Origin of the sequence: Streptococcus mitis, from assembly GCF_002096925.1 — a bacterium.
Lineage (GTDB): Bacteria > Bacillota > Bacilli > Lactobacillales > Streptococcaceae > Streptococcus > Streptococcus mitis_AF.
In genome coordinates, this window is sequence record NZ_NCVN01000007.1 from 37,926 (window position 1) to 51,300 (window position 13,375).

Annotated in this window: 16 protein-coding genes and 1 pseudogene; 11 read left to right on the forward strand and 6 right to left on the reverse strand. The window is 40.6% G+C overall.

Annotation, left to right across the window (positions count from 1 at the left end):
- Positions 1 to 9: 9 nt before the first annotated feature.
- Positions 10 to 1,350 (reverse strand): sodium-dependent transporter, encoded by a 1,341-nt coding sequence (locus B7692_RS01995; RefSeq protein WP_084929757.1) that lies wholly within the window; start codon positions 1,348 to 1,350, stop codon positions 10 to 12.
- A gap of 352 nt (positions 1,351 to 1,702) precedes the next feature.
- Here B7692_RS01995 and B7692_RS02005 point away from each other — a divergent pair, with 352 nt between their 5' ends.
- Positions 1,703 to 2,443 (forward strand): MerR family transcriptional regulator, encoded by a 741-nt coding sequence (locus B7692_RS02005; RefSeq protein ID WP_084929758.1) that lies wholly within the window; start codon positions 1,703 to 1,705, stop codon positions 2,441 to 2,443.
- A 41-nt stretch (positions 2,444 to 2,484) separates the two neighbouring features.
- Here B7692_RS02005 and B7692_RS02010 read toward each other — a convergent pair whose 3' ends face one another.
- The 3 genes from B7692_RS02010 to B7692_RS02020 are packed head-to-tail and all read right to left on the reverse strand — an operon-like array spanning position 2,485 to position 5,131.
- Positions 2,485 to 3,006 (reverse strand): DUF1697 domain-containing protein, encoded by a 522-nt coding sequence (locus B7692_RS02010; RefSeq protein ID WP_084929759.1) that lies wholly within the window; start codon positions 3,004 to 3,006, stop codon positions 2,485 to 2,487.
- A gap of 48 nt (positions 3,007 to 3,054) precedes the next feature.
- The gene (gene aao, locus B7692_RS02015; protein WP_084929760.1) at positions 3,055 to 4,227 is read right to left on the reverse strand and encodes an aminoacetone oxidase; all 1,173 of its coding nucleotides are present in this window, start codon (positions 4,225 to 4,227) and stop codon (positions 3,055 to 3,057) included.
- Positions 4,228 to 4,285: 58 nt separating this feature from the next.
- A complete protein-coding gene (locus B7692_RS02020; protein ID WP_084929761.1) occupies positions 4,286 to 5,131 on the reverse strand; it encodes a DegV family protein in 846 nt (281 codons plus the stop codon).
- Positions 5,132 to 5,255: 124 nt separating this feature from the next.
- Here B7692_RS02020 and B7692_RS02025 point away from each other — a divergent pair, with 124 nt between their 5' ends.
- The 10 genes from B7692_RS02025 to B7692_RS02075 all read left to right on the forward strand — a co-directional run bounded on the left by B7692_RS02025 (position 5,256) and on the right by B7692_RS02075 (position 12,794).
- Entirely contained in the window at positions 5,256 to 5,813 is a 558-nt protein-coding gene (locus B7692_RS02025) for a TetR/AcrR family transcriptional regulator (RefSeq protein WP_033689037.1), read from the forward strand.
- 18 nt (positions 5,814 to 5,831) lie between these two features.
- Positions 5,832 to 6,299 carry a deoxycytidylate deaminase gene (locus tag B7692_RS02030; protein WP_000136976.1) on the forward strand — a complete coding sequence of 156 codons (468 nt, stop codon included), beginning with the start codon at positions 5,832 to 5,834 and terminating at the stop codon, positions 6,297 to 6,299.
- 89 nt (positions 6,300 to 6,388) lie between these two features.
- A complete protein-coding gene (upp, locus tag B7692_RS02035; RefSeq protein WP_000515974.1) occupies positions 6,389 to 7,018 on the forward strand; it encodes a uracil phosphoribosyltransferase in 630 nt (209 codons plus the stop codon).
- A 172-nt stretch (positions 7,019 to 7,190) separates the two neighbouring features.
- Positions 7,191 to 7,781, forward strand: coding sequence for an ATP-dependent Clp protease proteolytic subunit ClpP (gene clpP / locus B7692_RS02040; RefSeq protein ID WP_000613471.1), 591 nt, complete (start codon positions 7,191 to 7,193; stop codon positions 7,779 to 7,781).
- A gap of 78 nt (positions 7,782 to 7,859) precedes the next feature.
- Entirely contained in the window at positions 7,860 to 8,147 is a 288-nt protein-coding gene (locus tag B7692_RS02050; protein ID WP_084929762.1) for a YlbG family protein, read from the forward strand.
- 66 nt (positions 8,148 to 8,213) lie between these two features.
- On the forward strand, positions 8,214 to 9,374 hold the full coding sequence (locus tag B7692_RS02055; protein WP_084929763.1) for an ABC transporter substrate-binding protein: 1,161 nt from the start codon (positions 8,214 to 8,216) through the stop codon (positions 9,372 to 9,374).
- A 116-nt stretch (positions 9,375 to 9,490) separates the two neighbouring features.
- The gene (locus B7692_RS02060; protein WP_000941427.1) at positions 9,491 to 10,360 is read left to right on the forward strand and encodes a branched-chain amino acid ABC transporter permease; all 870 of its coding nucleotides are present in this window, start codon (positions 9,491 to 9,493) and stop codon (positions 10,358 to 10,360) included.
- Positions 10,361 to 10,363: 3 nt separating this feature from the next.
- A complete protein-coding gene (locus B7692_RS02065) occupies positions 10,364 to 11,320 on the forward strand; it encodes a branched-chain amino acid ABC transporter permease (RefSeq protein WP_000662286.1) in 957 nt (318 codons plus the stop codon).
- Positions 11,320 to 12,084: an ABC transporter ATP-binding protein gene (locus B7692_RS02070; protein ID WP_001185997.1), complete on the forward strand. Its 765-nt coding sequence runs from the start codon at positions 11,320 to 11,322 to the stop codon at positions 12,082 to 12,084. Before B7692_RS02065 ends, B7692_RS02070 begins: the two co-directional genes overlap by 1 nt.
- Complete coding sequence (locus B7692_RS02075) at positions 12,084 to 12,794, forward strand: ABC transporter ATP-binding protein (protein WP_000062200.1); 711 nt, start codon at positions 12,084 to 12,086, stop codon at positions 12,792 to 12,794. Before B7692_RS02070 ends, B7692_RS02075 begins: the two co-directional genes overlap by 1 nt.
- A 48-nt stretch (positions 12,795 to 12,842) precedes the next feature.
- Here B7692_RS02075 and B7692_RS11455 read toward each other — a convergent pair whose 3' ends face one another.
- Both B7692_RS11455 and B7692_RS11460 read right to left on the reverse strand, forming a co-directional pair.
- Entirely contained in the window at positions 12,843 to 13,127 is a 285-nt protein-coding gene (locus B7692_RS11455) for a transposase (protein WP_084929764.1), read from the reverse strand.
- A 26-nt stretch (positions 13,128 to 13,153) separates the two neighbouring features.
- A pseudogene (locus B7692_RS11460) lies at positions 13,154 to 13,375 on the reverse strand (IS1182 family transposase); the annotation flags it as partial.

Below are 13,375 nucleotides of genomic sequence, written 5' to 3' on the forward strand. Positions count from 1 at the left end.
CCTTTTTGATTACATAAATTGGGCGATAAAAACCACGATGATGATGATTGGAATGATAAAACGAAGAAGGAAAAGCCAGACTTGGAAAAGTCCTTGTTTCCATGCTCTTTCATCAAGATGGAGTTCCTCCTTAGCATGAGCCTTCTTAAAGATGTAGCCTGTAAAAAGTGACAGGCAGAGAGCTCCAAATGGCATGAGGAGATTGGAAACCAAGAAATCCATAGCATCAAAGAAGGTCTTCCCAAAGATGTGAACATCCGCCATGATCCCATAGGATAGAGCTGAAGGAATTCCAAAGACAAAGGTCAAGATTCCTAAAATAGCACTCCATTTAGCACGCTTGCGATTGTCCTGATTGGTGATATTGCCCACATTGATTTCCAGCATAACGACAGAAGAAGTGACCGTCGCAAAGAGGAAAAGCAAGAGGAAAAGGATGTAGAAAATAGTTCCAAAAGGCATCTTGTCAAAGAGTTGAGGCAAGACGATAAAGAGCAGGCTTGGTCCCCCTTCCGACTGGATATTGAAAGCTGACATGGCTGGGAAAATGGCTAGTCCCGCCATGATGGAAACCGAGATGTTCATGGCTACGATGGAAATCCCTGACTGGACCAGATTGGTTTTCTTGTCCAAGTAGGAAGCATAGGTCAGCATGGCTGTAACCCCTAGTGAGAGGGCAAAGAAAGATTGTCCCAGAGCATAGAGGAGACCAGCGCTGGTCAGTTTTGAGAAGTCTGGTTTGAGGAAGTAGAGAACGCCTTCCATAGCATTTGGCAAGCTGAGAGAGCGCCCAATGATCACGACAAAGATGATAAAGAGCAGAGGCATCATGACTTTCGAAGCTCTTTCAATCCCTTTTTGAACCCCACGTGATACAATAAAGATATTTAATAAGATAAAGGCAGCTTGTGCGCCAAGGGCAATGGCTGGATTTGAAATGATTGAAGTAAATAACTGAGTATAATCACCCGTTCCACCAAGTTGGAACAATTTCCCAAACTCAATACCTAGATAGACTAAAATCCATCCACCGATAACACTGTAAAAGGAGAGGAGGATAAAGAGGGCAAAGGCACCAATCCAACCGATAAAATTGTATTTGCTATTCTTGCCTAGTTTTCCAAAGGTTTTAATCCCAGAGACACCAGCGCTTCTGCCGAGGGCAAACTCAGCTAGCAGGAGGGGGAAACCGATTAAGATAGTGGAGATGAGAAAGACTAGTAAAAAGCCTCCTCCACCGTTAGCAGCAGTCATATAAGGGAATTTCCAAACGGCTCCAAGTCCGATGGCTGAACCAGCAGATGCTAGGATGAAGCCCAGTTTAGAACCCCATTGCGATTTTTCAGACATAGTTAAACTCCTAAAATTAGTATTACAAAAGAAAAAGCTACTGCCCTTGGCAAATAGCCTCATAAGTACTCAAAATGAGCCTTTCTTTTGATTGATAGACTTGACTATCCTATCATGTTTTCTAAGGTCTGTCAAGAAAACCATTTTCAAGTTTTCACACCTTTCTTAAAAATTTTTAAAAATTTCGCAAAAACGCTTGACTCTGACCTAAGGGGAGGGGTTATACTATCAATGTAATACTCTTCGAAAATCTCTTCAAACCACGTCAGCGTCGCCTTACCGTACTCAAGTACAGCCTGCGGCTAGCTTCCTAGTTTGCTCTTTGATTTTCATTGAGTATAAGGAGGAAATCATGTACCATATAAAAGAAGCTGCGCAGTTTTCGGGCGTCTCTGTCAAGACCCTGCATCACTACGACAAGATAGGACTCTTAGTTCCTTTAAAGTCAGAAAACGGTTATCGAATTTACAGTAAAGAGGATTTGGAACGCCTTCAGGTCATTCTTTACTATAAATATCTAGGCTTTTCTTTAGAAAAAATAGCAGAGCTATTAAAGGAAGAAAGGACAAATTTATTGCCTCATTTGACCAGGCAGTTGGACTATTTGACTCGAGAAAGGGAACATCTGGATACCTTGATTTCAACCTTGCAAAAAACCATTCAAGAACAAAAAGGAGAAAGAGAAATGAGCATTCAAGAGAAATTTGCTGGATTTAACTACCAAGACCATCAAAAATACCACCAAGAGGCGGTAGAGAAATATGGACAAGAAGTCATGGACCAAGCGCTGGAGCGCCAAAAAGGTCACGAAGACGAAGCTACGGCTGCCTTCAATCAAGTTTTTCGAGTCTTGTCACAAAATCTTCAAGCTGGTCTACCTGTAACAGCAACCGAAAATCAAGAAGAAGCCGCTAAACTCTTGCAAGCCATCCGTACTTATGGATTTGACTGCTCTATTGAGGTATTTGGTCATATCGGTAAAGGCTACGTCTACAACCCAGAATTTAAGGAAAACATTGACAAATTTGGACCTGGAACAGCCCAGTACACATCAGATGTCATTGCCTATTATGTCCAAACTCAGACAAAATAAAATCGGAGGAGCATTCTTCCGATTTTTACTAAATTCAAGCACTATTTGCTTAATAATTTTTCTACCACATTTAGTTTTCGCATGGTCAAATCTACATTAAAAAGCTTTTCAAGATAGTTGGTATGGAGTTTCTTTTGTTTAGCAGTTCTAGGGAGATAGAGGTAAAGGCAGTGGTTACCAATACAAATTTCTTCTTCACCGTAATCAATTTTCAATTTGTCTAAAGGGAGGCTTTGAATAGATTCTTGATAAAAAATCACGTGTACACGGTCATAAAGATAGTGTTCTCCAAAAGGGTTTTCTTGGACAATGTTTTTAAAAATATCCTTATTCTTAATGATTATTTTGAGATCGGCTCCAATCTTTTTCTTTATTAGAGTATGAACCTGTTCTCGTATTTTTTCTAAGGCTAAGTTACTTTCAAGAATGATATTACCACTTTGAATATAGGTTCGAACTTGTTGAAAACCGGCTTCTGTTAAGATATCTACTAGATAAGACATTTTAGGGATAGCATTTTTTCCATTAGGAGTAACTCCCCTTAACAAGATAATATGTTCCAAAGGACTTCCTTTCTTTTGGGGCTGATTTAGCCATTAAATAATTCAGATTTAGATTGGGTTTGATCCCGCCACCCAACCAGTACAGAGGGCAGAAGTGATGTTAAACCCACCCGTGTGGGCATTGATATCCAGTACCTCGCCAGCAAAGTGGAGGCCAGGGACCAGCTTACTTTCCAGAGTTTTAGGATTGATTTCCTTGAGACTGACGCCACCCTTGGTAACAAAGGACTTGGCCAATGACATTTTACCAGTTACAGGAATTTTAAATCCCTTGATAGATTGGAGAAGTTGATCGCGTTCTTTTTCAGTCAACTGTTTGACTTTTTCAGGATAGCCTTGCACAAAAAATTCTGCCAAGCGTTCTGGCAACAAGGTTCTTAAAGCATTTTTTAGAGATTTTTCCCTATTTTCTTCTAGAAATGTAGCCAAGTCCTTCTCAGAAAGTTGAGGCAAAACATCTAGCGAGAGAACCTCCCCACCCTTGACAAAACTAGACATACGCAGGGCAGCAGGACCAGATAAACCAAAGTGGGTAAAGAGCAAATCGTGAGTGATGACATGCTTGTCATAACTTAGGGTCACGTCATCTAAGGAAATTCCCTGTAAGGCCTTATGTGGAAAATCTGTCACCAAAGGACTTTCAGCGGCCTCAAGCTCGGTAATGGTATGTTTGAAATGACGAGCAATCTCGTGACCAAAACCAGTTGAACCAGTGGAAGGATAGGATTTTCCACCAGTTGTGACAATGAGTTTATCACAAGTGAAGGTTTGGTCAGTTGATTTAAGGATAAACTGGTCGTCTACCTTTTTAACCGAAACAATTTCTGTTTGAGTAGCAACTTGACCACCTAGTTGAGCGATTTTCTTTTCCAAGGCTTCGATAATGGTTCGCGATTTGTCGCTGGCCGGAAAGACGCGGCCGTGGTCTTCGACCTTAAGTTTAACACCATTTTCTGTAAAAAAGTTGATGATATCATGGTTATCAAATTGGGAGAAGACACTATAAAGGAAGCGTCCGTTCCCAGGGATTCCAGCTAGTAGGTCATCTAGAGTTCCGTTGTTGGTTACATTGCACCGTCCCCCACCAGTCCCAGCTAATTTTTTTCCAAGTTTCCGATTTTTTTCGATAAGGAGGGTTTTCTGTCCATGAAAGCTACTGGAAATCGTAGCCATCATACCAGCAGGACCTCCACCGATGACAATAGTATCAAAATGTTTCATAGCTCTATTGTACCATAAAAAAACAAGAGATGATGGTCACCTCTTGTCAAGAATGCAATTAATCAATTTCATATCCCATCAGCAAACCACCATCTTCTGCATAGAAACTGCAGAGACCAGAGGTTGGGAGAATTTTAATATCCGCCTGTGGGAAGGTTTCACGTATTCGGTCTGAAAGCTGTTGGCAACATTTCTCGTTATTGCGTTGGGCCATGACAATACGGCCACCAGCATATCCTGCTTTTACTAACTCATCATAGGCAGCTTGAACTGATTTCTTTGGTCCTCGTGCTTTTTGTAGCAATTCAAGGGTTCCAGTTTCACTAGCTTCTCCGACCATACGGATGTTGAGAAGGCCAACGACCGTACCGATAAGCTTACTCAAACGGCCGTTTTTCACCAAGTTATCGACTTTGGCTAGGACAAAGAGCAACTTGGTTTTTTCTTGATAGGCAGTGATAGCTTCAACCACTTCTTCAAAAGATAAGCCCTGGTCAATCAAGTCATTCAATTTTTCTACGAGTAGGTCAACCTCACCACCAGCAGACAAACTATCAATCACATGAATCTTAGTGTTAGGATGGTCTTCCAGATAAATATTCTTTGCTAGTTGAGCACTATTGTGGCTGCCAGAAAGAGTACCAGTGATGGTTACTAGGAAAATGTTTTTGGCTCCTTCAAATGCTCGCAAATAATCATCTGGGCTTGGACAAGCTGATTTTGAAGCTTCTGCAGTTGCATACATGGTTTCCATCATTTGGTCAATGTCAAGACTGGCATCATCAACAAAGACCTGATCAGCTACTTGAATGGTTAAGGGGACACTTACAAAGGTCGTGTCAATAGCTGGTGCTTCCAGCTGACGATAATCACAACCAGAGTCAGCAATAATCTTCCAAGTCATAGAAATTCTCCATCTTTGTCAGTTATACATTGACAAAGGTTCTGTCTTTTTTTACAATTATATCATGAAAACCCTTGAAACAAAAGCCTCATCTGTCTGTTGTGACAAGTAGAAAGAAAATGTTATGTCTGAACGTAGAATCTCTGAAAAATCTCTTGAAAATCTCAGAAAATCAAACCAAGAATCTAATTTATTAACTAGAGAAGCCATCGAAACAGCCCTCTTGCAACTCTTGGAAAAAAAGGATTTGACCAAGATTAGTATTTCTGAATTGGTCAAGCGTGCAGGCGTTTCGCGTGCGGCCTTTTATCGCAATTATGATTCCAAAGAGGAGATTTTAGAGAGCGTCTTTAAACGAACTGTCCACAACATCATGGAACAGTTGCATCATTATGATTTAAAGACAGACCTTTATCTGATCTGGGTTCACCTTTTCCGAGAAGCAAGAAAGGAAGCCAGAGTGATTCAACTTGCCTTAGATTACCATCTGGAAAAAATCTTTGTCCAAGCCATGCAAGAATTTTTAGAAAAATACCATGGAAAATCAAAAGGTGTCAGCTCTTATCTTCATTCCTTCTGGAGCTCAGCCATCGTCTCTGTCCTACTAAAATGGATCAAGGATGGCATGAAGGTACCTGCTGAAAAGATTGCGGATTTAGGTTTACCATTTTTTAAAAAATAGAGAAAAAGGAGAAGAGATATGACTGAAAAAAGACTAGCATGGGATGAGTATTTTGCAGCCCAAGCCTTACTAATTGCCAATCGTTCCACTTGTAAACGTGCCAAAGTGGGTGCGATTCTGGTTAAGGATAATAAGGTAATTTCCACTGGATACAATGGTTCGGTGTCAGGTACCGAGCATTGTATTGATCACGAATGTCTGGTCATTGAAGGCCACTGTGTTCGCACCCTTCACGCTGAGGTCAATGCTATCCTTCAAGGTGCAGAACGTGGTGTTCCTAAAGGCTTTACAGCCTATGTAACCCATTTTCCTTGTCTGAATTGTACCAAACAATTGCTTCAGGTCGGTTGTAAGCGTGTGGTTTATATCAACCAGTACCGAATGGACGACTACGCCCAATACCTTTATCAAGAAAAGGGAACAGAATTGACTCATTTACCACTTGAGACAGTACAGACAGCTCTTAAAGAGGCTGATTTAATGTGAAAAATTATCAAAAATAAATGGTTTAGAAAGATTTTTAAACCGTTTTTTGGTATAATAAGAAGAATAAATTGAAAGAAGGAATTCCAAAAATGGGAAAAATTGAAGTTATTAATCATCCACTGATTCAACACAAATTGTCAATCTTACGTCGTACAGATACTTCTACAAAAGCTTTCCGTGAGCTAGTAGATGAGATTGCAATGTTGATGGGATATGAAGTACTTCGTGATCTTCCACTAGAAGATGTGGAAATCGAAACACCAATCACAAAAACAGTTCAAAAACAATTGGCAGGTAAGAAATTGGCTATCGTTCCAATCTTGCGTGCAGGTATCGGGATGGTTGATGGACTTTTGAGCTTGGTTCCAGCTGCTAAAGTTGGCCACATCGGTATGTACCGTGATGAAGAAACGCTTCAACCAGTTGAGTACTTGGTGAAATTGCCTGAAGATATTGACCAACGTCAAATTTTTGTGGTAGACCCAATGTTGGCAACAGGTGGTTCAGCAATCTTGGCTGTTGATTCTCTTAAAAAACGTGGCGCATCAAATATCAAATTTGTCTGCCTTGTATCAGCACCAGAAGGTGTAAAAGCTCTTCAAGAAGCTCATCCAGATGTAGAAATCTTTACAGCAGCCTTGGATGAACGTTTGAACGAACACGGTTATATCGTTCCAGGTCTTGGAGATGCTGGGGACCGCTTGTTCGGTACAAAATAGAATTAAAAAGAGATTGACTTGGAAAAGGATTTCCAGTCACGAAAGGAGGTTGAATTTTTGTTTCTGTCTAATGAAAACAGAGCAAAAATTTGACCTTTTTTGACCAAGATATTATAATAGTCTTATCTTCAGTCATTTGACCAACAAAATTAAAACTCAAAAGGAGAAATAAATGATTCCTGTAGTTATTGAACAAACAAGCCGTGGAGAACGTTCCTACGATATTTACTCACGTCTTCTCAAAGACCGCATCATTATGCTGACAGGTCCCGTTGAAGACAATATGGCTAACTCTGTTATTGCCCAATTGCTTTTCTTAGATGCCCAAGATAGTACAAAAGATATTTACCTTTATGTCAATACACCTGGTGGTTCTGTTTCAGCTGGTTTGGCAATCGTTGATACCATGAACTTTATCAAGGCAGATGTCCAAACTATCGTTATGGGGATGGCTGCATCTATGGGGACTGTCATCGCGTCAAGTGGAGCAAAAGGTAAACGTTTCATGCTTCCAAATGCAGAGTATATGATCCACCAACCGATGGGTGGTACAGGTGGTGGTACCCAACAAACTGATATGGCGATCGCTGCAGAACACTTGCTTAAAACTCGTAACATCTTGGAAAAAATATTGGCTGAAAATTCAGGTCAGTCAATCGAAAAAGTCCATGCAGATGCAGAACGAGATAACTGGATGAGCGCCCAAGAAACACTTGAATATGGCTTTATTGATGAAATCATGGCCAACAATTCATTGAATTAATGATGAAAGAAGGCAAACTCGACTGGGTTTGCTTTTTTTGGTATAATAGTGAGAGATTTCTTAGAAAGAGGATTTATCATGTTTGAAAAAGTCAAACGATCTGGCTTGATTATCTATCTTTACTATAATCGTGATGCCAAAAAACTGCAGGATTATGGAGATATTACCTATCATTCCAAGAAACATCGTTACTTACAACTCTATGTTCCAACTCAAGAAGTGGAGCAATTGGTCGGGCGCTTGGGCAAGGAAAAGTTTATAAAAAAAGTCAGAGTTTGTCATATCCAAGAGCTGGAAACACCCTTTGTGGGCAATCTTTATCGAGAGGAAAACGTTATCATCGAAAAAGTTCAAGAAAAGTGTTGACAATTTTCTGATAATTCGGTATATTCTTAACATGCTATTTATTTAAGAAATAAGGAGACAAAAAAGATGAAGAAAAAATTTGCCCTATCGTTTGTGGCGCTTGCAAGTGTAGCACTTCTTGCAGCCTGTGGAGAAGTGAAGTCTGGAGCGTCAAACGCTGCTGGTAACTCAGTAGATGAAAAGACAATCAAAATCGGATTTAACTTTGAAGAATCAGGTTCTTTAGCTGCATATGGAACAGCTGAACAAAAAGGTGCCCAATTGGCCGTTGATGAAATCAATGCTGCAGGTGGTATCGATGGAAAACAAATCGAAGTAGTCGATAAAGATAACAAGTCTGAAACAGCAGAGGCTGCTTCAGTTACAACTAACCTTGTAACCCAATCTAAGGTATCAGCAGTCGTAGGACCTGCGACATCTGGTGCAACTGCAGCTGCGGTAGCTAACGCTACAAAAGCAGGTGTTCCATTGATTTCACCAAGTGCGACTCAAGATGGATTGACTAAAGGTCAAGATTACCTCTTTATCGGAACTTTCCAAGATAGCTTCCAAGGAAAAATTATCTCAAACTATGTTTCTGATAAATTGCAAGCTAAGAAAGTTGTTCTTTACACTGACAATGCCAGCGACTACGCTAAAGGGATTGCCAAATCTTTTCGCGAGTCATATAAAGGTGAAATCGTTGCAGATGAAACTTTCGTAGCAGGTGACACAGACTTCCAAGCAGCCCTTACAAAAATGAAAGGGAAAGACTTTGATGCGATCGTTGTTCCTGGTTACTATAATGAGGCTGGTAAGATTGTAAACCAAGCGCGTGGTATGGGAATTGACAAGCCAATCGTTGGTGGTGATGGATTCAACGGTGAAGAGTTTGTACAACAAGCAACTGCTGAAAAAGCATCAAACATCTACTTTATCTCAGGCTTCTCAACTACTGTAGAAGTTTCAGCTAAAGCAAAAGCTTTCCTTGATGCTTACCGTGCTAAGTACAACGAAGAGCCTTCAACATTTGCAGCCTTGGCTTATGACTCAGTTCACCTTGTAGCAAACGCAGCAAAAGGTGCTAAAAACTCTGGTGAAATCAAGGATAACCTTGCTAAAACAAAAGACTTTGAAGGTGTAACTGGTCAAACAAGCTTTGATGCAGACCACAACACAGTCAAAACTGCTTACATGATGACCATGAACAATGGTAAGGTTGAAGCAGCAGAAGTTGTAAAACCATAATAGAAAAATGTTGAAATAGGGAATGAGCCTCTGACTCACTCCCTGTTTCGGTGTTTAAGAACCTATCAAAAAATGAGGGGAAACCCTCAAAATTATAAATAGAAAGAGTGAATCTTATGCTCCAACAACTAGTAAATGGTTTGATTCTAGGTAGTGTTTATGCGCTGTTAGCCCTAGGATATACCATGGTTTACGGAATTATCAAGCTCATCAACTTCGCCCATGGTGATATTTATATGATGGGAGCCTTTATCGGTTATTTCTTGATTAATTCTTTCCAAATGAATTTCTTTGTAGCTCTTATTGTAGCTATGTTAGCGACAGCCATTCTTGGTGTCGTGATTGAGTTCCTTGCTTACCGACCTTTGCGTCACTCTACTCGTATTGCTGTTTTGATTACAGCTATTGGGGTTTCCTTCCTATTGGAGTATGGCATGGTCTATCTGGTTGGTGCCAATACCCGTGCCTTCCCTCAAGCGATTCAAACAGTTCGCTATGATTTGGGACCAGTTAGCCTAACAAACGTTCAGTTAATGATCTTGGCCATTTCCTTGATTTTGATGATTTTGTTACAAGTCATTGTCCAAAAGACTAAGATGGGGAAAGCCATGCGTGCCGTATCCGTAGATAGCGATGCAGCGCAATTGATGGGGATCAATGTAAACCGTACTATCAGCTTTACCTTTGCTTTGGGTTCAGCTCTTGCGGGTGCGGCAGGTGTTCTGATTGCCCTCTATTATAACTCTCTTGAGCCTTTGATGGGAGTTACTCCAGGTCTTAAGTCTTTCGTTGCCGCAGTACTTGGTGGTATCGGAATCATTCCTGGTGCGGCGCTTGGTGGATTTGTAATTGGTCTATTGGAAACCTTTGCGACAGCCTTTGGAATGTCAGACTTCCGTGATGCCATTGTTTATGGAATCTTGTTGTTGATCTTGATTGTCCGCCCAGCTGGTATCCTTGGTAAAAATGTGAAAGAGAAGGTGTAAACGATGAAAGAAAATTTAAAAGTTAATATTCTATGGTTACTCCTTTTGTTAGCTGGCTATGGCTTGATTAGTGTATTGGTTTCAGTCGGAGTACTCAATCTATTCTATGTTCAGATTTTACAACAAATAGGAATTAATATTATTCTGGCTGTTGGTCTCAACTTAATCGTTGGTTTTTCAGGACAATTTTCACTTGGGCATGCTGGTTTCATGGCGATTGGTGCCTATGCAGCAGCTATTATTGGTTCTAAATCACCAACCTACGGTGCCTTCTTTGGAGCTATGCTGATAGGGGCTTTACTTTCAGGAGCAGTTGCCTTGCTTGTCGGAATTCCAACCTTGCGCTTGAAGGGGGACTACCTTGCGGTAGCAACTCTAGGTGTTTCTGAAATTATCCGTATCTTTATCATCAATGGCGGAAGCCTTACAAATGGTGCGGCAGGTATCTTGGGAATTCCAAACTTTACAACTTGGCAAATGGTTTACTTCTTTGTCGTGATTACAACCATTGCAACCTTGAACTTCTTGCGTAGTCCAATTGGTCGTTCAACTCTCTCTGTTCGTGAGGATGAAATCGCTGCTGAGTCAGTTGGGGTTAATACGACTAAGATTAAAATCATCGCTTTCGTCTTTGGTGCCATTACTGCAAGTATTGCAGGGTCACTTCAGGCAGGATTTATCGGTTCAGTTGTACCCAAAGATTACACCTTCATCAACTCAATCAACGTTTTGATCATTGTTGTATTTGGTGGACTTGGTTCCATTACAGGTGCCATTGTTTCAGCTATTGTTCTTGGAATTTTGAATATGCTTCTCCAAGATGTTGCCAGTGTGCGTATGATTATCTACGCTTTGGCCTTGGTATTGGTAATGATTTTCAGACCAGGTGGACTCCTTGGAACATGGGAATTGAGCCTATCACGTTTCTTTAAAAAATCTAAGAAGGAGGAACAAAACTAATGGCATTACTTGAAGTAAAACAGTTAACCAAACATTTTGGCGGTCTAACAGCTGTTGGAGATGTGACTCTTGAATTGAACGAAGGGGAACTGGTTGGACTAATCGGTCCAAACGGAGCTGGTAAGACCACCCTTTTCAACCTCTTGACGGGTGTATATGAACCAAGTGAGGGAACAGTTACCTTAGATGGTCACCTTTTGAATGGAAAGTCACCTTATAAGATTGCCTCTTTGGGACTTGGACGTACATTCCAAAATATCCGTCTCTTTAAAGATTTAACAGTTTTGGACAATGTTTTGATTGCCTTTGGCAACCATCACAAACAACATGTTTTTGCTAGTTTTTTACGCTTACCAGCTTTTTACAAGAGTGAAAAAGAATTAAAGGCTAAAGCCTTGGAATTGCTTAAAATCTTTGATTTAGATGGTGATGCAGAAACGCTTGCTAAAAATCTTGCCTACGGACAACAACGTCGTTTGGAAATTGTTCGTGCCCTTGCTACGGAACCTAAAATTCTCTTTTTAGATGAACCAGCAGCAGGTATGAACCCACAGGAAACAGCAGAATTGACTGAGTTAATTCGTCGTATCAAAGATGAATTTAAGATTACGATCATGCTGATTGAACACGATATGAATCTGGTCATGGAAGTGACAGAACGTATCTACGTACTTGAATATGGTCGTTTGATTGCTCAGGGAACTCCAGACGAAATTAAGACCAATAAACGCGTTATCGAAGCTTATCTAGGAGGTGAAGCCTAATGTCTATGTTAAAAGTTGATAATCTTTCTGTGCATTACGGTATGATCCAAGCAGTCCGTGATGTAAGCTTTGAAGTAAATGAAGGAGAGGTTGTTTCCCTTATCGGTGCCAATGGTGCAGGTAAGACAACCATTCTCCGTACCTTGTCTGGTTTGGTTAGACCGAGTTCAGGAAAGATTGAATTTTTAGGTCAAGAAATCCAAAAAATGCCAGCTCAAAAAATCGTGGCAGGTGGTCTTTCACAAGTTCCAGAAGGACGCCACGTCTTTCCTGGCTTAACTGTTATGGAAAATCTTGAAATGGGAGCTTTCTTAAAGAAAAACCGTGAAGAAAATCAAGCCAACTTGAAGAAAGTTTTCTCACGCTTTCCTCGTCTTGAAGAACGGAAGAACCAAGATGCAGCTACTCTTTCAGGGGGAGAACAGCAAATGCTTGCCATGGGACGCGCCCTCATGTCAACACCAAAACTTCTTCTTTTAGATGAACCATCAATGGGACTTGCCCCAATCTTTATCCAAGAGATTTTTGATATCATTCAAGACATCCAGAAACAAGGAACAACCGTCCTCTTGATTGAACAAAATGCCAATAAAGCACTCGCAATCTCTGACCGAGGCTATGTATTGGAAACAGGGAAAATCGTTCTATCAGGAACAGGAAAAGAACTCGCTTCATCAGAAGAAGTCAGAAAAGCATATCTGGGTGGCTAAACTAGTCTGGGAGACTAGTTTAGGTTGCAGATAGAGATTGCGAAGCAATCATCTTATCCACTGGATTGTTTTGGAGATGAATTTGAATAGCTCCCAAATTTGAGTCGTTCTCTTATTGTATTTGAGGAGGTTATTGGCCATAAGTACCAATCCCATGTCAATTCTCACTTGACGCTTCCCTCTCAGATTACATCTCTTGTAACCCAAACAAGCCTTTATCTGCCCACAGACAGGTTCCACATCAATCTTGTGTTGAGCGAAAATCTGTCTTCCTTCGGGAGATAAAAGCGCCTGATATTCTTTAGCTTTCAAGTTTTGATAGCGTTCGTTCATACTACAGTCCCTTTTGAGGGGCTACTTTCAGTAGCGATTTGAAGATTATAAGCAGCTTTGAGTTGGCCATTTTTCATATAGTCTTCTTTCATTCGCATAAAAGTGGCATCTGGATTGGTTTTGGAAAAACTGTTACGCCCTTCAAATGTCTCCTGATACTTCTCATACTTTTCAGCACGTACTGAAAAATCATCTTTGACTTTACGCAAGACTTTCTTGAGTTTACGACGCGGGATTTTACGTTCATC

Bases quoted from the DNA above. Each gene is read 5' to 3' on its own strand.
- B7692_RS01995 (WP_084929757.1), bottom strand. From the start codon at position 1,350: ATGTCTGAAAAATCGCAATGGGGTTCTAAACTGGGCTTCATCCTAGCA.
- B7692_RS02005 (WP_084929758.1), top strand. From the start codon at position 1,703: ATGTACCATATAAAAGAAGCTGCGCAGTTTTCGGGCGTCTCTGTCAAG.
- aao (WP_084929760.1), bottom strand. From the start codon at position 4,227: ATGAAACATTTTGATACTATTGTCATCGGTGGAGGTCCTGCTGGTATG.
- B7692_RS02020 (WP_084929761.1), bottom strand. From the start codon at position 5,131: ATGACTTGGAAGATTATTGCTGACTCTGGTTGTGATTATCGTCAGCTG.
- B7692_RS02025 (WP_033689037.1), top strand. From the start codon at position 5,256: ATGTCTGAACGTAGAATCTCTGAAAAATCTCTTGAAAATCTCAGAAAA.
- B7692_RS02030 (WP_000136976.1), top strand. From the start codon at position 5,832: ATGACTGAAAAAAGACTAGCATGGGATGAGTATTTTGCAGCCCAAGCC.
- upp (WP_000515974.1), top strand. From the start codon at position 6,389: ATGGGAAAAATTGAAGTTATTAATCATCCACTGATTCAACACAAATTG.
- clpP (WP_000613471.1), top strand. From the start codon at position 7,191: ATGATTCCTGTAGTTATTGAACAAACAAGCCGTGGAGAACGTTCCTAC.
- B7692_RS02050 (WP_084929762.1), top strand. From the start codon at position 7,860: ATGTTTGAAAAAGTCAAACGATCTGGCTTGATTATCTATCTTTACTAT.
- B7692_RS02055 (WP_084929763.1), top strand. From the start codon at position 8,214: ATGAAGAAAAAATTTGCCCTATCGTTTGTGGCGCTTGCAAGTGTAGCA.
- B7692_RS02060 (WP_000941427.1), top strand. From the start codon at position 9,491: ATGCTCCAACAACTAGTAAATGGTTTGATTCTAGGTAGTGTTTATGCG.
- B7692_RS02065 (WP_000662286.1), top strand. From the start codon at position 10,364: ATGAAAGAAAATTTAAAAGTTAATATTCTATGGTTACTCCTTTTGTTA.
- B7692_RS02070 (WP_001185997.1), top strand. From the start codon at position 11,320: ATGGCATTACTTGAAGTAAAACAGTTAACCAAACATTTTGGCGGTCTA.
- B7692_RS02075 (WP_000062200.1), top strand. From the start codon at position 12,084: ATGTCTATGTTAAAAGTTGATAATCTTTCTGTGCATTACGGTATGATC.
- B7692_RS11455 (WP_084929764.1), bottom strand. From the start codon at position 13,127: ATGAACGAACGCTATCAAAACTTGAAAGCTAAAGAATATCAGGCGCTT.